The 19,739-nt window shown below is 64.7% G+C and carries 17 protein-coding genes; 7 read left to right on the forward strand and 10 right to left on the reverse strand.

What is annotated here, in order from left to right; all coding sequences use genetic code 11:
• Positions 1-97: 97 nt before the first annotated feature.
• From C163_RS11400 to C163_RS11410, 3 genes are read left to right on the forward strand one after another with little or no spacing between them, the layout of a single operon-like run.
• Positions 98-571, forward strand: a complete 474-nt coding sequence (locus tag C163_RS11400; RefSeq protein ID WP_025338875.1) for a MarR family winged helix-turn-helix transcriptional regulator — start codon at positions 98-100, stop codon at positions 569-571.
• A 30-nt stretch (positions 572-601) separates the two neighbouring features.
• Complete coding sequence (locus tag C163_RS11405) at positions 602-1,795, forward strand: HlyD family efflux transporter periplasmic adaptor subunit (protein WP_025338876.1); 1,194 nt, start codon at positions 602-604, stop codon at positions 1,793-1,795.
• A complete protein-coding gene (locus C163_RS11410) occupies positions 1,792-3,327 on the forward strand; it encodes a DHA2 family efflux MFS transporter permease subunit (protein WP_025338877.1) in 1,536 nt (511 codons plus the stop codon). Before C163_RS11405 ends, C163_RS11410 begins: the two co-directional genes overlap by 4 nt.
• Before the next feature lie 47 nt (positions 3,328-3,374).
• Here the strand turns inward: C163_RS11410 and C163_RS11415 are convergent, their stop codons facing one another.
• On the reverse strand, positions 3,375-4,325 hold the full coding sequence (locus C163_RS11415) for an RnfABCDGE type electron transport complex subunit D (RefSeq protein ID WP_025338878.1): 951 nt from the start codon (positions 4,323-4,325) through the stop codon (positions 3,375-3,377).
• A complete protein-coding gene (gene rsxC, locus C163_RS11420) occupies positions 4,322-5,722 on the reverse strand; it encodes an electron transport complex subunit RsxC (protein ID WP_025338879.1) in 1,401 nt (466 codons plus the stop codon). Before rsxC ends, C163_RS11415 begins: the two co-directional genes overlap by 4 nt.
• A gap of 251 nt (positions 5,723-5,973) precedes the next feature.
• Between rsxC and C163_RS11425 the strand changes: the two genes are divergently transcribed.
• Both C163_RS11425 and C163_RS11430 read left to right on the forward strand, forming a co-directional pair.
• Entirely contained in the window at positions 5,974-6,990 is a 1,017-nt protein-coding gene (locus tag C163_RS11425; protein WP_025338880.1) for an FAD:protein FMN transferase, read from the forward strand.
• A gap of 76 nt (positions 6,991-7,066) precedes the next feature.
• The gene (locus C163_RS11430; protein ID WP_025338881.1) at positions 7,067-7,813 is read left to right on the forward strand and encodes an SDR family oxidoreductase; all 747 of its coding nucleotides are present in this window, start codon (positions 7,067-7,069) and stop codon (positions 7,811-7,813) included.
• A 9-nt stretch (positions 7,814-7,822) separates the two neighbouring features.
• Here C163_RS11430 and C163_RS11435 read toward each other — a convergent pair whose 3' ends face one another.
• The 5 genes from C163_RS11435 to C163_RS11455 form a co-directional block, all read right to left on the reverse strand.
• On the reverse strand, positions 7,823-9,517 hold the full coding sequence (locus C163_RS11435) for a response regulator (protein ID WP_025338882.1): 1,695 nt from the start codon (positions 9,515-9,517) through the stop codon (positions 7,823-7,825).
• A gap of 63 nt (positions 9,518-9,580) precedes the next feature.
• Positions 9,581-11,236 (reverse strand): PAS domain-containing sensor histidine kinase, encoded by a 1,656-nt coding sequence (locus C163_RS11440; RefSeq protein ID WP_025338883.1) that lies wholly within the window; start codon positions 11,234-11,236, stop codon positions 9,581-9,583.
• A 57-nt stretch (positions 11,237-11,293) separates the two neighbouring features.
• Positions 11,294-12,703, reverse strand: a complete 1,410-nt coding sequence (gene mapR / locus C163_RS11445) for a GntR family transcriptional regulator MpaR (RefSeq protein ID WP_025338884.1) — start codon at positions 12,701-12,703, stop codon at positions 11,294-11,296.
• Between the two features lie 50 nt (positions 12,704-12,753).
• Entirely contained in the window at positions 12,754-14,157 is a 1,404-nt protein-coding gene (gene ccoG, locus C163_RS11450) for a cytochrome c oxidase accessory protein CcoG (RefSeq protein ID WP_025338885.1), read from the reverse strand.
• A gap of 121 nt (positions 14,158-14,278) precedes the next feature.
• Positions 14,279-14,518: a DUF3203 family protein gene (locus tag C163_RS11455; protein ID WP_025338886.1), complete on the reverse strand. Its 240-nt coding sequence runs from the start codon at positions 14,516-14,518 to the stop codon at positions 14,279-14,281.
• A gap of 250 nt (positions 14,519-14,768) precedes the next feature.
• Between C163_RS11455 and C163_RS11460 the strand changes: the two genes are divergently transcribed.
• Complete coding sequence (locus C163_RS11460) at positions 14,769-15,287, forward strand: MgtC/SapB family protein (protein WP_013972932.1); 519 nt, start codon at positions 14,769-14,771, stop codon at positions 15,285-15,287.
• Between the two features lie 532 nt (positions 15,288-15,819).
• Here C163_RS11460 and C163_RS11465 read toward each other — a convergent pair.
• From C163_RS11465 to C163_RS11475, 3 genes are all read right to left on the reverse strand, one after another.
• Positions 15,820-16,719, reverse strand: a complete 900-nt coding sequence (locus C163_RS11465) for a hydroxymethylglutaryl-CoA lyase (protein WP_025338887.1) — start codon at positions 16,717-16,719, stop codon at positions 15,820-15,822.
• Between the two features lie 19 nt (positions 16,720-16,738).
• A complete protein-coding gene (locus C163_RS11470; RefSeq protein ID WP_013972930.1) occupies positions 16,739-17,137 on the reverse strand; it encodes a MerR family DNA-binding transcriptional regulator in 399 nt (132 codons plus the stop codon).
• A gap of 200 nt (positions 17,138-17,337) precedes the next feature.
• Positions 17,338-18,216 carry a helix-turn-helix domain-containing protein gene (locus tag C163_RS11475; protein WP_025338888.1) on the reverse strand — a complete coding sequence of 293 codons (879 nt, stop codon included), beginning with the start codon at positions 18,214-18,216 and terminating at the stop codon, positions 17,338-17,340.
• A 172-nt stretch (positions 18,217-18,388) separates the two neighbouring features.
• On the opposite strand from C163_RS11475, the gene pobA reads away from it, so the two are divergent.
• Positions 18,389-19,576, forward strand: a complete 1,188-nt coding sequence (pobA, locus tag C163_RS11480; protein WP_025338889.1) for a 4-hydroxybenzoate 3-monooxygenase — start codon at positions 18,389-18,391, stop codon at positions 19,574-19,576.
• Positions 19,577-19,739 lie beyond the last annotated feature (163 nt).

The following is a 19,739-nucleotide window of genomic DNA, read 5'->3' on the forward strand; positions in this document are numbered from 1 at the left end:
GCAGAAATCATGAAATTTTCCATAGCAACCTAATCAAAGCTTTGACATTCACTGCCTAGGCAGTAATATTTTTACACAATTGCCCGAGCAGCCTCCGATGGCCCATTTCTCCCCCGAAAACTTCCAGACCTGCGCCATCGGCATGCTGCTTGGCCGCGCGGCGATCCTCAAGGACCGCATTCTCGACTGGCACCTCGAATCCGAAGGCGTCACCGCCGCGCAGTTCAAGGTGCTGATCATCGTCACCCAGTACCAGGTGGACACCCCGGCCGAGCTGTGCCGCTACCTGGGCCTGGACAGCGGGTCGATGACCCGCATGCTCGACCGCCTCGAGCAGAAGGAGCTGATCGTGCGCAACCGCTGCGCCGACGACCGTCGCCAGGTGCGCCTGGCCCTTACCGCCGATGGCCAGCGCCTGGCTGACCGCCTGCCGGAAATCGGCGCGGCGGCCATGAACGAGTTGTGCGGCGCGCTGGCAGCCGAAGAGCTCGAGACCCTGGAAGGCCTGCTGGCCAAGGTCCTGCTCGCTGCCGGCGACCCGTTGACGATCCGCCGCTTCGGCGATCGTTGAACCCTGTCACGAATTTTCCAAGGTATTGTCATGGCCACTCCCGCAGACACCCCGACTCCCTCCGCCGCGCCCGAACCGTCGCGCAAGCGCAAGGCCTGGCTGCTTGGCCTGGTGTTGCTGCTGATCCTTGCCGGCGTCGGTGCCTGGGCCTGGTACAGCCTGGTCGGGCGCTGGCACGAAAGCACCGACGATGCCTACGTCAACGGCAACGTGGTAGAGATCACCCCGCTGGTCACCGGCACTGTCACCAGCATCGGTGCCGATGACGGCGACCTGGTCCACGCCGGCCAGGTATTGCTGCAATTCGACCCGGCCGACAGCCAGGTGGCCTTGCAGTCCGCCGAAGCCAAACTGGCGCGCAGCGTGCGCCAGGTGCGCGGGTTGTACAGCAACGTCGACGCGCTCAAGGCCCAGCTGGAAACCCGCCAGGCCGAGCTGCGCAAGGCCCGGCAGGACTTCAACCGGCGCAAGGTGCTGGCCGACAGCGGTGCGATTGCCGCGGAAGAATTGTCCCATGCCCGCGATGACCTGAGCGTGGCCGAGGCCGCCGTCAACAGTGCGCGCCAGCAGCTCAGCACCAGCAGCGCGCTGGTCGACGACACCGTGGTGTCCTCGCATCCCGAGGTGATGGCCGCCGCCGCCGACCTGCGCCAGGCCTACCTCGACCATGCCCGCACCACCCTGGTGGCACCGGTCACCGGCTACGTCGCCAAGCGTACCGTGCAGTTGGGCCAGCGCCTGCAACCGGGCACTGCCACCATGGCGGTGATCCCGCTGGACCAGGTGTGGATCGACGCCAACTTCAAGGAAACCCAGCTGCGCGACATGCGTATCGGCCAGCCGGTGCAGATCAGCGCCGATCTGTACGGCAGCGAGGTCAGGTACAGCGGCACGGTCGACAGCCTTGGCGCCGGCACCGGCAGCGCCTTCGCCCTGTTGCCGGCGCAGAATGCCACCGGTAACTGGATCAAGATCGTCCAGCGCGTGCCGGTACGCATCCACCTCAGCCCCGACCAGCTCAAGGACCACCCGCTGCGCATCGGCCTGTCCACCGTGGTCGAGGTCGACCTGCACGACCAGAGCGGCCCGGCCTTGGCCCAGCAGCCACCGCAGCAGGCCAGCTACACCACCCAGGTGTATGACCGCCAGCTGGTCGAAGCCGACAACCTGATCGCCCGGCTGATCCACGAAAACAGCGCAACCGGCAAGACGGCCCAGCGATGAGCAACAACGCTGCTGCCCAGTTCACGCCACCGAGCCTGCTGCTGACCACCATCGGCCTGTCGCTGGCGACGTTCATGCAGGTGCTCGACACCACCATCGCCAACGTGGCCTTGCCGACCATTTCCGGCAACCTGGGGGTGAGCTACGAGCAGGGCACCTGGGTCATCACTTCGTTCGCGGTGAGCAACGCCATCGCCTTGCCGCTGACCGGCTGGCTCAGCCGGCGGTTTGGCGAGGTGAAGCTGTTCATCTGGGCCACGCTGCTGTTCGTGCTGGCCTCGTTCCTGTGCGGTATCGCCCAGTCGATGCCGGAACTGGTCGGTTTTCGCGTGTTGCAGGGCGTGGTGGCCGGGCCGTTGTACCCGATGACCCAGACCTTGCTGATCGCCGTCTACCCGCCGGCCAAGCGCGGCATGGCCCTGGCGCTGCTGGCGATGGTCACGGTGGTGGCGCCGATTGCCGGGCCGATTCTCGGGGGCTGGATCACCGACAGCTACAGCTGGCCGTGGATCTTCTTCATCAACGTGCCCATCGGCCTGTTCGCCGCCGCCGTGGTGCGCCAGCAGATGCGCACCCGGCCGGTGGTCACCAGCCGCCAGCCGATGGACTACATCGGCCTGCTGACGCTGGTCATCGGCGTTGGCGCCTTGCAGGTGGTGCTGGATAAAGGCAATGACCTGGACTGGTTCGAGTCGTCGTTCATCATTGTCGGCAGCCTGATCTCGCTGGTGTTCCTGGCGGTGTTCGTGATCTGGGAACTGACCGACCGTCACCCGGTGGTCAACCTGCGCCTGTTCGCGCACCGCAACTTCCGCGTCGGCACCATCGTGTTGGTGGGGGGCTATGCCGGGTTCTTCGGCATCAACCTGATCCTGCCGCAGTGGCTGCAGACGCAGATGGGCTATACCGCTACCTGGGCCGGCCTGGCGGTGGCGCCGATCGGCCTGTTGCCGGTGCTCATGTCGCCGTTCGTGGGCAAGTACGCGCACCGCTTCGACCTGCGGGTGCTGGCCGGGCTGGCGTTCCTGGCGATCGGTAGCAGCTGCTACATGCGTGCCGGGTTCACCAGCGAGGTGGACTTCCAGCATGTGGCGCTGGTGCAGCTGTTCATGGGCATTGGCGTGGCGCTGTTCTTCATGCCGACCTTGAGCATCCTGCTGTCCGACCTGCCACCGCAGCAGATTGCCGATGGCTCGGGCCTGGCGACCTTCCTGCGTACCTTGGGCGGCAGTTTCGCGGCGTCGCTGACCACCTGGATCTGGATTCGCCGGGCGGACCAGCACCATGCCTACCTGAGCGAGCACATCAGCCAGTTCGACCCGGCCACGCGGCATACCCTGGAGCAGCTGGGCGGGGCCAGCCCGCAGAGCTATGCGCAGCTGGAGCAGATACTCAACGGGCAGGCGTACATGATGTCGACGGTGGACTACTTCACCCTGATGACCTGGGTGTTTGCCGGGTTGATCCTGCTGGTGTGGTTCGCCAAACCGCCCTTTACCGCCAAGGCGGGGCCGGCGTCGGCAGGGCATTGAGCCGGGCCAGAACAGGGCCCAGGCTCTTGCCCTTGCCAAATGCCATGTCAGGCACTCGCTGCTGCGTACCAGGGCCGCTGCATGCGCAGCACCAACCGGTCGATTTGCGGCACCAGCAGGTTGCCGGCCAGCACGGCGAAGCAGAGGCCATCGGCATACAGCCCGAATTCGCGAATCAGTTCGGTCAACGTGCCGACGGTCACGCCGAAGAGGATGCGACCGGCGCGGGTATTGGGGCTGGTGACCGGATCGGTGGCGATGAAGAAGGCGGTGAAGAGGTAGCCGCCGAGGCTGAGGTTGTACACGGCTTCCTGCAGGCTGTGGCCGGCGGCCATGCACAGCAATACCGTGCTCGTGAGCATCGCCAGCGGAATCTCGATGCGGATCACCCGCAGCGAAGCCAGCAACAAACCGCCGGCAATGTAGCCGAACCCCGACAGATTGTGGGTGACATGGGTGAACTCGTTCTGCGCCAGTTGCGTGGCGCCGGCGAACGCATCGAGATCCAGGCGTGGCGCCAACTGTAGCTGTTGCAGCAGAACCGCTTTGGCGTCCAGGGCTGCTGTCCAGGGGGCATGGTTCGATGGCGCGGGGTACAACTGCTGGTAGAAGCAGATGGCAACCACCCCCAGGCCTACCATGGCAGGGTTGAGGCGGTTGCGGCCAAGGCCTCCACTGGCGTGCTTGCACAGTGCCAGAGCGGCAAAGCTGGCCAGGGCGATCATCCACAACGGCACCATCAGCGGCAATGCCCGAGCCAGTATCAGGCCCAGCACCAGCCAGCTGAGGTCGCTCAAACCCTTGCGTACTTCATGCCCGCGCAGGCGCAGCAGGGCGGCTTCGAAGCCCAGGGCGAACAGCACGCACCAGAAGGCCTGCAACCAGACCACGACACCGAATTGCCAGGCATACAGGACGGTGCCCGGCAGCAGGCACAGGACGACCAGCAGCATCACCGTGCGCAGCCGTTGCGGGATGGGGTGGCGTATCAGGCTCATGCGCGGACCTCCGTCTTGCTCTGGCGGAAGCGTTCGCGCAGCGGGATATTGCTCGGGCAGATGCTGCTGCAGCTGCCGCATTCGATGCAGGCGTCCAGGCGCAGCTCTTGCAGGCTGGCCTTGTCCAGGCGTTCGGCGGCAGCGTAGAGGTCCAGCGGCCGCAGCGACATCGGGCAGACATCCACGCAGCGCGTGCAGCGAATGCAACTGCTGGCGGGGCGAGCAGCCGGCAGGTAGCGCTCGGCGCCGAATATCAGGCAACTGCTGGTCTTGCTGACGAAGGCGTTGGCGTCCGGTAGCGGCTGCCCCATCATCGGGCCGCCGACCTGGGTCAGCTGCCCAGTGGAGGACGCGCCAGCAATCGCGCGCAGTTCGCTGACCGGGTAACCCACCGGCACCCGCACATTGCCCGGGCGCGCGCAGTCACCGGTCAGTGTCAGCACGCGGCTGGTCAGTGGTTCGCCCTGGAAGACGGCCCGGCCCAGTGCGTAGAGGGTTGCGACATTCAGCGCCAGCACGCCGATATCGGCGGGGCGGCTCCCCGGGGCCAGGTTGCGGCCACTGAGGCTCTTGATCATCAACGGCTGCCCACCTGCCGGGTAACGCTCCGGAAGTGGGCAAATCTCGACCCGGGTGTGCGCCTGGCGAGCGGCGGCACGTAACGTGGCCATCGCCTCCGGCTTGTTGGTTTCGATGCCGAAACGGGTGGTCGTTATTCCCAGCAGCGCGGCGACATAGTCGGCGGCCTCGATCAACGCTTCGGCATTCTCACGCATGAGGCGGTCATCGCAGGTGAGGAAGGGCTCGCATTCGGCACCGTTGATCAGCAGCAGATCGGGCTGCTGTGCGCCGGCCAGCTTGAGGGCAGTCGGGAAACCCGCACCACCAAGGCCGACTATGCCCATCTGCAATGCGCGCTCGACCAGCGCCTCTGGCGTTTGCGGCAGGCCCGGCGCCGGGCGTTCGAGCCACTCATCCAGGCCATCTGCGTTCAGGATGACGGCCATGACAGGCTCGGCCGAGTCGGCCGCGAAGACGTGATCGATCCGTTCCACGATGCCGGAAGTACTGGCATGCACCCAGGCGGTGGTGTTGTCGCCAATACCGATCACTTCGCCCTTGCGCACATGCTGCCCCGGCTGCACGCAAGGCTGGACAAACCGCCGACCCCGCCCGAGGGGGATCGCCAGCTGGATTTTTCCGATTGCGATCGGGGCAACCGGCGTGGCGTTGGACAGTTCCTTGTATCCCCTGAGCTCGATCCCTCCATGCCAACTACGCTGAGAAGATGAGGCGATGGCCAGCAGACGGCGCCAGAAAGTTTTCTGTTGCGGCTGACGCTGGGCGCGGATGCGGCTCTGCAGGCGTTCGACGCTCTGCAACGAATGGCTAGACATTTACTGTCCTCCAATTTTTGGGCAAAGAACGCCCCTATGCGCTTATGCACATGATGGTTTTGTAACTTCCGGGACGTTAAGCGGAAAGGGAGGGGGGATGATTGATCACCCGCGCAGATCAGAGTGCTCAATGAGAATTTTGTTCGGTTTTTGACCAGGTTTGCTGATGAACGGTAGGCCAATTGCCATCTCGCAATTCTGGTGAAATAGCCTGCGCCGCTAACGGGCGGCCAGAGTCGGCGAGGTGTCGAATGAAGCGCGCAGGCCTGCTGGTGATGCTGGTGACATTGCTGTATGGCTGCGGCGAAAGGATCGAACGCTTTGGCGGGCCGACCATGGGCAGCACGTATTCGATCCAGTACGTACCCACCGAGCAGGCGCCCGGCGCGCAGCAGGTAAAGGCCGAAGTCGAGGTGATTCTCGAGGCGCTCGACAAGCAGTTTTCCAACTGGCGCGGCGATTCCGTGGTTGCCCGCTTCAACGCTCTGCCGGCCGGCGCCTGTCAGGCGGTGCCGGAAGAGATGCAGCACTTGCTGGTGTACGGTGTGTCTCTGTTCCGCGAGAGTGGCGGGGCTTTCGACCTGACGGTCTTGCCATTGATGAACCTCTGGGGCTTCGGCCCGCAGTCACGAGGCAGGCAGGTGCCGGACGCCAGCACGCTGGCGCGAGAACAGGCACGGGTAGGCCTGCAGCATTTGCACCTGGATGGAGAAAAGCTGTGCAAGGATGTGGCGGCGCAGCTGGATTTCGACAGCATGCTCGCCGGTTATGCAGTGGATCGGGTGGGTGACCGGCTTGCGGCCCTGGGTATCCAGGCCTATCTGGTCGAGATCACCGGCGAACTCAAGGGTGTCGGCCGCAAGCCGGATGGCTCGCCCTGGCGCATCGCCCTCGAGGTACCGAGTGGCGGGGGCGAGCAGCAAGTGGAGCGCGCCATCGCCCTGGATGGCTACGGCGTTGCCACTGCCGGCGATTACCGCAACTATTTCGAGGAAGGTGGCCAGCGCTATTCGCACACCTTCGACCCCCGTGTCGGCAGGCCGGTCAAGCACGCGCTGGCGGCAGTGTCGGTGGTCGACCCTTCGGTGCTGCGTGCCGATGCCTTGGATACATTGTTGATGGTGCTCGGCCCGGAGGAAGGCTATGCCTTCGCCGAGCGGCATGAAATAGCTGCCTACTTCATCATGCACCAGGGGCTGGGTTTCGTTGCGCGGGCGACGCCGCGATTCGAGACGTTGTTTCCCCAACAGGGCACGCCCAGGCAGTAGCAGAAGGAAAGGTCATTCCCACGCGCAGCCTTTTCCCCTATTGTCGATGCTCCCTTTCCAAACGATTGGCAGACCCATGGAGAAAGTCATCGTCATCACCGGTGCCAGCCGCGGTATCGGCGCCGCCACGGCGCTGCTGGCCGCCCGCGCGGGCTACCGCATCTGCATCAACTACCACGCCGACGACCAGGCCGCCGAGCACATCCTCGGCCAGGTCCGCGCCCTGGGCGCCAAGGCCATCACCGTGCGCGCCGACGCCAGTGTCGAGGATGAAGTCATCCAGCTGTTCCAGCGCGTGGACGAAGAACTCGGTCCGGTCACCGCGCTGGTCAACAACGCAGGCACCATCGGCCAGCAAAGCCGGGTCGAGGACATGTCCGAATTCCGCCTGCTCAAGGTCATGAAGACCAACGTCGTCGGCCCCATGCTCTGCGCCAAGCACGCACTGAAGCGCATGGCACGCCGGTACGGCGGGCAGGGTGGGGCCATCGTCAACGTGTCGTCGGTGGCCGCACGCCTGGGCTCGCCCAACGAATACGTGGACTATGCCGCTTCCAAGGGCGCCCTCGACACCTTCACCATTGGCCTGGCAAAGGAAGTGGCAGGCGAGGGCGTGCGGGTCAATGGCGTGCGGCCAGGCTACATCCATACCGGGTTCCACGCGCTGTCGGGCGACCCCGACCGGGTCAGCAAGCTCGAGCCCGGCTTGCCCATGGGCCGCGGCGGGCGCCCCGAGGAAGTGGCCGAGGCCATCCTCTGGCTGCTCTCGGACAAAGCCTCGTACTCCACCGGCAGCTTCATCGACCTGGGCGGCGGGCGCTGAGCGCACCGGTCAATCCTCCAGCAGCGTGCGTACCCGTTCGGCCAGCACTTCCAGCTCGAACGGCTTGGTCAGCACCTGAGTGCCTTGCAGCAACTGGCCGTCACTGAGCGCCGCGCTTTCGTCGTAGCCGGTGATGAACAGCACCTTGAGGTCGGGGTGGCGCTCGCGGCAACGCTCAGCCAACTGGCGGCCATTCAGGCCGCCGGGCAGGCCGATATCGCTCAACAGCAGGTCTGGCCGCTCGCCAGCTTGCAGGTGGGCGAGGGCGGCCGGGCCGTTCTCGAATGCATCGACCCGATAACCCAGTTCTTCCAGCACCTCGCAGACGACCACGCGCAAGGCGGCCTGGTCTTCGACCAGCAGGATACGCTGCGTGGCGCTGCTGCTTTTTTCCAGCAGTGTGCGCGGTGGCCTGGGTGCCGGGGCTTCGGGGTGCTGGTGGTGGCGGGGAAGCAGCAGCTCGATGCGGGTGCCTTCGCCAAGTGTCGACAACACCCGTAGCTGCCCGCCCGACTGGCGCACGAAACCATAGGTCATCGACAAGCCCAGCCCAGTGCCCTGGCCCATCGGCTTGGTGGTGAAGAACGGGTCGACGGCGCGCTCGGCCACCTCCGCCGACATGCCATTGCCGTTGTCGCTGATGCTCAGCCGTACGTATTCGCCAGCTGGCAGTTCCAGTGCACGGGCTTGCTGGTCGTCGAGCTGCAGGTTGTCACCGAGGATATCGATCACGCCGCCGGCGGGCATGGCATCGCGGGCATTGATGCACACGTTGAGCAGGGCGCTTTCCAGTTGCGGCGGGTCGATGAAGGTCGGCCACAGCTGGCAGGGGAATTGGCTGGTCAGGGTGATGGAGGGGCCGATGGTGCGGCGCAGCAGCTCTTCCATGCCGCCCACCAGCGTGGCCACCTGCGTGGAGCAGGGCTGCAGGGTCTGCTGACGGGAGAATGCCAGCAGCCGGTGTACCAGCGAAGAGGCCCGCTGCGCCGAGCCGCTGGACAGCTTCAGCAACGGCTCCAGTGCGTCGAAACGGGATTGTTCCAGGCGTTGGCGCATCAGCTCCTGGGCACTGAGGATGCCGCCCAGCAGGTTGTTGAAGTCGTGGGCGATGCCGCCACTGAGCTGGCCGACCGCTTCCATCTTCTGTGCCTGGCGCAGGGCTTCCTCGGCCTTGGCCTGTTCTGCCAGTGCCGCATTCACCCGTTGTTCCAGTTCCTCGTTCAGGCGCTGCAGGGCCTGCTCTGCCCGTCGGCGTGCGGTGACGTCCTTGAACAGTACCGCCACCTGGCGCTTTTCGGCCGGCTCTACGCGGAAGGTGGTCACCGACAACACATGGCCGGTGGCGACCAGTTCCTGCTCGAAATGCAGCGGCTCGCCCGTGCGCAGCACCGCGCCATAACGAGCGACCCAATCGTCGGCCTCATCGGGCACCATCTCGCGCAGTTTCTGCCCGACCACGTTGGGGATGCCGGCGTGCTTGGCATAGGCCGCGTTGGCCAGCACATGCACATAGTCGCTCAGCGGGCCGTGCGGGCCGTCGAAGAACTCGATGATGCAGAAGCCTTCGTCCATGGTGTCGAACAGCGAGCGGTAGAAGTCCTGGTCGTGTTGCTGATGGCTTGCCAGGCGGGCTTCCAGCAGCGCGTTCTGTTGCTGCAGGGCTTCGACTTGTTGGCGCAGTGAAAGCAGGTCGCGGGAGGGCATGCCGACGTCCGACAGTGGATGAAGCCCAGACTTTAGCGTGTTCGGCAACAGGCGAATAGCCAGTCAACGCGGGTGTGGCGCAATGCCCAGCAGCCGCTCGATCCGTTCGCCGAGGGTGCTCAGGTCGAAGGGTTTGTGCAGCAGTTCGGTGCGCCTGTCGGGCCGGGCAACGTGCACCGTATCGGCAGCGTCGTAGCCGGTAATCAGCAATACCGGGGCATGCTCCACAAGGTTTTGGTAGGCCTCCGCAAGCTGGTAACCGTCAACCCGCCCAGGCAGGCCGACATCGGTGATCAGCAAGTCCGGTGGCGGCCCTTCCTTCAACGATTCAAGCGCCGGGTGGCCGCCCTCGAAAGCCTGCACCTGGTGGCCAAGCTCCGTCAGCACTTCGACCAGCACCAGGCGCAAGGCCGGTTGGTCCTCCACCAGCATGATCCGGCAGCCGTGCGGCTGCCCGGGCGCGGCGGTGGATAGGGCTGGCTCGTCGTGGCAGGTTGCCGGAGCGCTATCGTCCCGAGGCAGGTACAGGTGAACGCAAGTGCCTTGCCCGGTGACGCTGTCGATCAGCAACTGCCCCCCGGACTGGCGAACAAAGCCATAAACCATGGACAACCCCAGGCCGGTGCCCTGGCCCAGTGGCTTGGTGGTGAAGAAGGGTTCGAGGGCGCGTTGCAGCACTTCACTGGGCATGCCCATGCCGGTGTCCTCGACACTAATGTGCAGATACTGGCCCGTCGGCAGGTCCAGGCGCTTGGCCTCGGCCGCTGCGAGATCGGCGTTTTCGCAGCCGATGCGCAGGGTGCCGCCCAGCGGCATGGCGTCACGGGCGTTGATGCACAGGTTGAGCAGGGCGTTCTCCAGCTGTTGCGGGTCGATGCGGATCGACCATTGGGCAGCCAGTGTGCGGTCCTGGAAGTCAATGTGCCGGCCGGTCGAACTGCGGATCAGGTCATGCATGTCGGCGACCAGGCGCTGCACATCCACCGCTTGTGGCATCAGCGTCTGCTGGCGCGAAAAGGCCAGCAACCGCTGCACCAGGGCTGTGGCGCGCAGTGCGTTGCTGCGGCCGAGCTCGAGCATGCGGGCGGTGTCGGCAAAGCGTTGCTGGGCCAGGCGTTGCTCTGCCAGTTCCAGTGCGCCAAGCAGGCTGCCCAGCAAGTTGTTGAAGTCGTGGGCGATGCCACCGGTCAACTGGCCGACCGCCTCCATTTTCTGCGACTGGCGCAGGGCTTCTTCGGCCTGGCGCAGGCGCTCCTGCTCGGCCACGCGCTCGGTGATGTCATAGGCGAACAGGTACCCGCCCTGGACTTGCTGTTGCGCATCGTGCAACGGGTGGTAGCGAATCTCGTAATGGCGCGGGGCGTCAGGTGGGCCGAGGGTGATGGTGTCGATGAAGGCTTCGCCGGCCAGCACGCGTGGCCACACCGGTGCCAGGCGGCCCATGATGTCAGGCTGGTTGAGCAGGAACTGCGGCACGTAATCGCCGATCTGCGGCACGAAACCACGGTAATGCTCGAAGGTTTCCCGGGCCATGCGGTTGATCGCTATCAGGCGCATGCTGCGGTCGGCAGCAAACACGTTGGCCAGGCTGTTGTCGAGCAATTCGCCCAGTAGCCGGTTGTGGGCCTGTGCTGTGTCGTCGCGCTCGGCCAGGCGAGCTTCCAGTTCTGCGACACGCGCTTGCAGCTGTGCCAATGACGGGAGCGAATCTGCTTGCATGGCGAGGGCCCGGTGAGCGGATCGGGCAACTATAGTCGCCCACCGGGGCAGCAGCCATCAGAACGAGCGGATGATCCGCCCCAGGGTTTCCATGGCCCGTTCGGCATCCTCGTGCCAGGGGCTGCCGTAGTTCAGGCGGATGCAGTTGCCGAAGCGCCGGGTGGGCGAGAAGATCGGCCCGGGGGCGATGCTGATGCCTTGGGCCAGGGCCATGTGGAACAGCTTGAGGGCGTCCATCTGTTCGGGCAGCTCCAGCCACAGGAAGTAGCCGCCGGACGGTTGGCTGACCCGCGTCTGCGCCGGGAAATGCCGGGCAATGGCCGCCAGCATGTTGGCCTGCTGGCCTTCCAGGGCATAGCGCAGTTTGCGCAGGTGGCGGTCGTAGCCACCGTGCTGCAGGTAGTCGGCGATGGCCGCCTGGGCCGGCATCGAGGCACACAGCGAGGTCATCAGCTTGAGCCGTTCGATCTTCTGCGCAAAGCGCCCGGCTGCCACCCAGCCGATGCGGTAGCCGGGTGCCAGGCTCTTGGCGAACGAGCCGCAGTGCATCACCAGGCCCTGGGTGTCGAAGGCCTTGGCCGGTTTGGGTGCCTGTTGCGAGTAGTACAGTTCGGCGTACACGTCGTCTTCGATCAATGGCACCTGATGACGCGCCAGCAGCTCTACCAGTGCCTGCTTTTTCGCTTCCGGCATGCTGGCGCCCACCGGGTTCTGGAAGTTGGTCATGCACCACACGGCCTTGACCGGGTGCTTTTCCAGCGTTTGCGCCAGCACACCCAGGTCCATGCCTTCGCGCGGGTGCACAGGAATTTCCACGGCCTTGAGCTTGAGCCGCTCCAGTACCTGCAGGCAGGCATAGAAGGCGGGGGCTTCGATGGCCACCAGGTCACCGGGCTGGGTGACGGCCTGCAGGCACAGGTTCAGGGCTTCCAGCGCGCCGTTGGTGATCAGCAGCTCCTCCATCGGCAGCATCAGCCCGCCAACCATGTAGCGCAGGGCAATCTGCCGGCGCAGCTGCGGGTTGCCGGGTGACAGGTCGGTCACCACCATGCGCGGGTCCATGCTGCGGCTGGCGCTGGCCAGCGAGCGCGACAGGCGTTGCAGCGGAAACAGCTCGGGGCTGGGGAAGGCCGAGCCGAACGGCACGGTGTTGGGGTCCTTGATCGAGTCGAGGATCGAGAACACCAGCGCGCTGACGTCGACATCGGTGGACTCGCTGACTGGTTGCAATGCCTGCGGTTCGCTGAACTGGCGCGGGGCGTGGGCGTTGACGAAATAGCCCGAGCGCGGCCGGGCGCGGATCAGCCCGCGCCGCTCCAGCAGGTAGTAGGCCTGGAACACGGTGGACGGGCTGACCCCGTGGGTCTGGCTGGCATAGCGCACCGAGGGCACGCGCTGGCCGGGGCCCAGCACCCCGGAGCGGATCAGTTCGGCGATGTCGTCGGCAAAGCGTTCGTAGCGTTTCATTCTGGCCTTCTGTCGAAGCCTGGCAGGCAAGGTGGAGTCAGTGTAAGGGATCAACGGTTCAGCGGTGCGACGAAGCGGCTGTGGGCCACGCTGCGGATGGCGGGGTCGTCGCGCTCGCTGATCTCGAAGCTCAGCGTCTGCGAGCTGCTGGCCGGCCGCTCGGCGAGCATCGCCACCGACACCGGCAGTTCACTCATTTCACCGGCCGGGATCATGAATGAGGTCTTGCCCTGCAGGCTGAAGCCGTCGGCGTCCAGCAGGCGCAGCTGGTAGTGCCGGGTGCTTTCGGTCTTGTTGATGACCTTGAGCAGGTAGATGTTCTCGATCTGGCCCTGGGCATTCTCGCGGAACAGGCCGCGGTCCTTGATCACATCCAGCGACACCATCGGGCGCAGCTGCAAGGCCACCACCAGCGCCGCGATCATCACCCCCAGCGCGACGGCGTAGCCCAGCAGGCGCGGGCGCAGCCAATGGGTGGTGCCACCTTGCAGGCTGCGTTCGGACTTGTAGCCGATCAGGCCACGGGCGTAGCCCATCTTGTCCATTACCCCGTCACAGGCATCGATGCACGCCGCACAACCGATGCACGCCATTTGCAGGCCATCGCGGATATCGATGCCGGTAGGGCACACCTGCACGCACAAGGTGCAGTCGATGCAGTCGCCCAGGCCCTGGGCGCGGAGGTCACTGCCCTTCTTGCGCGGGCCACGGGCCTCGCCGCGACGCGGGTCATAGGCGACCGCCAGGGTGTCCTTGTCGAACATCACGCTCTGGAAGCGTGCATAGGGGCACATGTGCAGGCACACCGCTTCGCGCAGCAGGCCGGCATTGATGTAGGTGGCGGCGGTGAAGAACAGCACCCAGAACAGCGCCACGCCGCCCAGTTGCAAGGTGAACAGCTCCGCGGCCAGTGGGCGGACCGGGGTGAAGTAGCCGACGAAGGTCAGCCCGGTGAGCACGCCAATGGCCAGCCACAGGCTGTGCTTCAGCGTGCGCCGGGCCAGTTTGTTCAAGCTCCAGGGCGCGGCGGCCAGCTTGATGCGCTGGTTGCGGTCGCCCTCGGTGGCCTTTTCGCACCACATGAACAGCCAGGTCCAGGTGCTTTGCGGGCAGCTGTAGCCGCACCACACGCGGCCGGCATACACGGTGATGGCGAACAGGCCGAAGGCGCAGATGATCAGCAGCGCCGACAGCAGGATGAAGTCCTGCGGCCAGAAGGTGGCGCCGAAGATGTGGAATTTGCTGTTGCCCAGGTCCCACAGCACTGCCTGGCGGCCATTCCAGTTCAGCCAGGCGGTGCCGAAGAACAGCACGAACAGGGCGCCGGCGAAGCCGATGCGCAGGTTGCGGTACAGCCCGGTGAAGCTGCGGGTATGGATGCCATTGTCGGCGCGGCGCGGCTGGGGGCTGGCTGGGGCGGTGGCGATCTCTGTGAAAGGGATTCTATCGTTCATGGCTCGGTGCTCATCAGGCCTCGATCAGGCATGAGCACTATGGCCCTGAGGCTGTTATCAGCACAGGCTCAGATTTTGCGATAAAAACCGTATCAGATTTCCGGGCAGGCCCCGCCAGGCCTCAGATTACCGAGCCTGGCGTGCTGGCCTTCAGATGCCTGCGGCTATCCACCGCACCCGCCACGGTCAGTGCATCGGCCTCGGCTTCGGTGATGGGCACACGCTGGCCGGCGAGCAGGGCCACGGACATGCGCAGCTGTTCGTCGGTGACGATTTCGATGGACGGGCCATCACCCTCGAGGCGCAGGTCTTCGGCGATCAGGGTGCAGCGGCGGGTGGTTTCGTCGATTTCAATGGGCATGGGGTGGTCCTCCTGGGGGTTACAGGGGTGGACCACAGGGCAGGGCGGGTTGCTGCATCCGGAAGCTGAGCGGCACTTTGTCATTTGCCCGGAGGTCAACCCTTGCAGATGGCAGGCCCGGCCTCTTCGCGGGTAAACCCGCTCCCACAGGGTTTGCACAGGTTTCAATGCAATGCAGTACCTGTGGGAGCGGGTTTACCCGCGAAGAGGCCGGGCCTGACAACACAATGCTCAGCATGGGAAAAAAGCAATGGACCTCATCTGGCAAGCAATCCAGGCCGAATTCGCCGATATCACCGACGAGCGCGAGGTCACGCAAATCCTCGTACGCCTGCTGATGGCAGCCCTGCTCGGCGCCGTGCTGGGCTTCGAGCGCGAGCACAAGGGCAAGGCCGCCGGGGTGCGCACGCATATGCTGGTTTCGCTGGGCGCCGCGCTGTTCGTGCTGGCACCGAGCATGGCCGGGGCCGATGAGCAGGCGCTGAGCCGGGTGATCCAGGGCATTGTCGCCGGTATCGGTTTTCTGGGTGCGGGCACCATTCTCAAGGGTAACGGCCAGGACGCCAGCCATGTGAAGGGCCTGACCACTGCCGCCGGGTTGTGGATGACCGCCGCCATCGGTACGGCAGCCGGCATGGGCCGCGAAGCCACGGCGTTGATCAGCACGATACTGGCCCTGCTGGTGCTGGGCACGATGCCGTTGTTGGTGGACAAGCTCGAAGGGCAGGATGAGGGAAAGCAGGAGGAGGAAGAGGGCAGGAAGCACTGAGGGGAGCCGAAGCTCCCCTCAAAGCGTTGTTGCCTGCTCTTTTTTTATTATTGGGACCGGCCTGTTGTTGTTTTTGTCAGCCTGTCCTGGTGTTGCGGGCGACCCCCATGCGGGGTCAAGAGCAAACGTATTTTTTTGAGCGCTGACCTGCCTTCATCATTGCTGATCCGAACCTGGCTGCCGCTACCTGGAGGTAGTTTTATTGTTCTGTGCCAGACCGCGGGGCGTACCCCTGAAAAGCGTGTCGACTCCAAAAAAATCTGCTTGCTACGCCTCTGCCGTGTTGTTCTTGTTATGTCAGAGCCGTTACCTGTTGTTTTTATTGGGTGTCACATTCTTTTTGTTGTTGTGCCAGAGATATAGCAGGGTGCGTGCCAACTTTTGCAAACCCTTTAAAATCAAGCGCTTGGCGATTTTGGTCGAAATCGACCGGCCTGAAATTCTGCCGATTTGTTTCCCTGTTACCCGATTTTTTGCTGCAAAACGTGGGGACGGTAACACTTCACCCACACCAATGTGACACCCGTATGACTTATTGCGCGCTGCGCGCCCGCGCTACCCGCGACCCGTTGTCGCGGCCCAGCACACTGCTGATGCGGCGGCCGGCGGCGATCAGCAGGTCCAGGTCGATGCCGGTTTCAATGCCCAGCCCCTGCAGCAGGTACACCAAGTCTTCACTGGCGATATTGCCGGTAGCGCCTTTGGCATAGGGGCAGCCGCCCAGCCCGGCCACCGAGCTGTCGAACACGCTGATGCCTTCGAGCAGGCTGGCATACACGTTGGCCAGGGCCTGGCCATAGGTATCGTGGAAGTGCCCGGCCAGTTGCTCGCGCGGTACCTGTGCCGCGACCACCTCGAACAGGCGCCGGGTTTCGCCGGCGGTGCCGGTGCCGATGGTGTCGCCCAGCGATACCTCGTAGCAGCCCATGTCGTGCAGGGCACGGGCCACCGGGGCGACCTGCTCGGCGCTGACCTTGCCTTCATAGGGGCAGCCGAGCACGCACGACACATAGCCGCGCACGCGCACACCGTGGTTGCGCGCGGCTTCCATGATCGGCTCGAAGCGCTTGAGGCTTTCGCTGATCGAGCAGTTGATGTTGCGTTGCGAGAAGGCTTCGGAGGCGGCCGCGAACACCGCCACTTCCTTCACACCGGCGGCCAGGGCGTCCTCGAAACCGCGCAGGTTGGGGGCCAGCGCCGCATAGGTGACACCCGGGCGCTGCTGGATGCCGGCGAACACTTCGGCGGAGCCGGCCATCTGCGGCACCCACTTGGGCGAGACGAAACTGCCCACTTCGATATAGGCCAGGCCCGCCTCGGTGAGGTCGTCCACCAGGCGCACCTTGTCGGCGACGCTGATGGGCTGGGCTTCGTTCTGCAGGCCGTCGCGGGGGCCTACTTCGACCAGGCGGACGTGTTTGGGCAAGGACATGGCGGGTTTCCTGTGGCGTTCAGCGGTTGTCTTTGTTGTTCAGGGTGGCGGCCAGGGCTTGTTCGCAGCGCTCCTGGGCGGTGTCCAGCTCCAGCTGCATCTGGTGGATGTCGAGCATCTGCTGTTCCAGCTGGGCGCGGCGCTCGGCGATTTTCGCCAGCATGCTGTTGAGCTGCTTGAGGTTGCCGCTGGAGGGGTCGTACAGCTCGATCAGCTCGCGGCATTCGGCCAGCGAAAAGCCGATGCGCTTGCCGCGCAGGATGAGCTTCAGGCTGACCTTGTCACGCGCCGAATAGATACGCTCCAGGCCACGGCGCTCGGGGCTCAGCAGGCCCTGTTCCTCATAGAAGCGGATGGCGCGGGTAGTGATGTCCAGCTCGCGGGACAGGTCGGAGATGCTGTAGGTCTGGGTGCTCATGCTGGGGCTCGGCGTGGGGTATGCGGGTATCCTGAGGGCAGGTTGACGTATACGTCAAGCAGGGGGCGCGGGATGTGTGTTGCCTGTGCCGGCCTCTTCGCGGGTAAACCCGCTCCCACAGGAAGTGGACAGGCCTTGAGGGCACCGCCGTCCCTGTGGGAGCGGGTTCACCCGCGAAGAAGCCAGCACAGGCGAAAAAATTACTCAGACAACCCCAACCTGCGATACCCATTCGGTGTCTGCCCACTCAACCGCTTGAACCACCGGGCAAAATAGGTGGGGTCGGTAAAGCCCAGGCTATCCGACAACTGCCCAATGCTCATCCGCGTATAGATCAGGTTGCGCCGCGCCTCCAGCAGCAACCGCTGGTGCACCACCTGCAGCGCGGTCTGCCCACTCAGCGCCCGGCACAGCTGGTTCAGCTGCAAACTCGGAATATTCAGCCGCGCGGCAAAGTCCTCCACCGACAGGTGCTCACGGTAATGCGCCTCGACCAGGCGCAGGTACTGCCCCAGCAACTGGCGGTCGCGTTCATCGCGGTTGCGCGGCGCCTGCCCCAGCTGTTGGCGGCGGCTGATCCACACCATCAGCGCCGTCACCAGCGCCTCGAGCAGTGCCGCCCGCGCCGGGGCGTTGCCCTGGTACTCCTGCTGCAGGGTCTCGATCAGGCTGCGCAGGTGCACCCGGTCCCGGCCCAGCGGGTAACACGCCGCCTTCGCCAGCACCGCCAGCGGCGCGCCCAGGCGCTGCTCCAGGTTGGCCACCAGTGCCGTGCCGAAGGTCAGCACATGCCCCTGGATATCGGCGCTGAAGCGAAAGCCGTGCACGGTCATCGGCGGCACCACCTGGATCGCCGCTTCGCTGATGGCGCTGCGCACCCCCTCGACCTCCACCTCGGCCCGGCCGCGTTGCACATACAGCAACTGGAACAGCTCGGCATGCTGGTGCGGCTTGATTTCCCAGTGGTGCAAACGGCTACGCGCCGGGATCGACTCGCAGTGCAGCAGGTCGGTGCCGGGCCAGGCCTGGTTTTCGCCATACAGCTTGAACAAGGGGACGCCGGGGAGGGTGGATTTCATGCGTGCAGGCCTGTCCGTTAATCGAACGTTTTTTGTAAAAGTGCAGGTTATGCATGGAATAGCACACTTCAATGGCTGTTTTTGCCAGTAAAAATGCACGGGCAAACCCTAACAGCAGATGCCGCCCCACTGCCAGTCCAGGGCCGGCATCGTCCGCACAGAGACAACAACAATGAAAACTCAGGTAGCAATTATTGGTGCAGGTCCGTCTGGCCTGCTGCTGGGTCAACTGCTGTACAAGGCCGGTATCGATACGGTCATCGTCGAACGCCAGACGCCCGAATACGTGCTTGGCCGCATCCGTGCCGGGGTGCTGGAGCAAGGCACGGTCGACCTGCTGCGTGAAGCCGGTGTGGCCGAGCGCATGGACCGTGAAGGCCTGGTACACGAGGGTGTCGAACTGCTGGTCGGCGGGCGCCGCCAACGCCTGGACCTCAAGGCCCTGACCGGTGGCAAGACGGTGATGGTATACGGCCAGACCGAAGTCACCCGTGACCTGATGCAGGCACGTGAAGCCAGCGGCGCGCCGATCATCTATTCGGCAAGCAATGTCCAGCCGCACGAACTCAAGGGCGAACGGCCCTACCTGACCTATGAAAAAGACGGCCAGGTGCACCGGGTGGACTGCGACTACATTGCCGGTTGTGACGGCTTCCACGGTGTCTCGCGGCAGAGCATCCCCGAAGGCATCCTCAAGCAGTACGAGCGGGTCTACCCGTTTGGCTGGCTGGGCATGCTGTCAGACACGCCACCGGTCAACCACGAACTGATCTACGCCCACCACGAACGCGGTTTCGTGCTGTGCAGCCAGCGTTCGCACACCCGTAGCCGCTACTACCTGCAGGTCCCGCTGGAAGAGCAGGTGGAGGCGTGGTCCGACGAGCGCTTCTGGGGGGAACTGAAGGCACGCTTGCCCGAAGACGTGGCTGCGCGCCTGGTCACCGGCCCGGCGCTGGAGAAGAGCATCGCGCCGCTGCGCAGCCTGGTGGTCGAGCCGATGCAGTATGGCCAGCTGTTCCTTGTCGGGGATGCTGCGCATATCGTCCCGCCGACCGGCGCCAAGGGCCTGAACCTGGCGGCATCGGACGTCAACTACCTGTACCGCATACTGGTCAAGGTGTACCGCGAAGGGCGCACCGACCTGCTGCAGCAGTATTCGCCGCTGGCCCTGCGCCGGGTGTGGAAAGGCGAGCGTTTCAGCTGGTTCATGACCCAGCTGCTGCATGACTTCGGCAGCCACAAGGACGCCTGGGACCAGAAGATGCAGGAGGCCGACCGCGAGTACTTCCTGACCTCGCCGGCGGGGTTGGTGAACATTGCCGAGAACTATGTAGGGCTGCCGTTCGAAGAAGTCGCCTGACCTGTAGGAGCGGCCTTGTGTCGCGAAAGGGGTGCGAAGCGCCCCCAGGGTCTTCGCATTCCTGCAAAATTGCTGGGGCCGCTTTGCGGCCCAATCGCGACACAAGGCCGCTCCCACAGGTACAGCAGCGCCTGTGACGCAAACGATTACATGTGGGAGCGGC

It is taken from the genome of Pseudomonas sp. FGI182 (genome assembly GCF_000511325.1).
Lineage (GTDB): Bacteria > Pseudomonadota > Gammaproteobacteria > Pseudomonadales > Pseudomonadaceae > Aquipseudomonas > Aquipseudomonas putida_Z.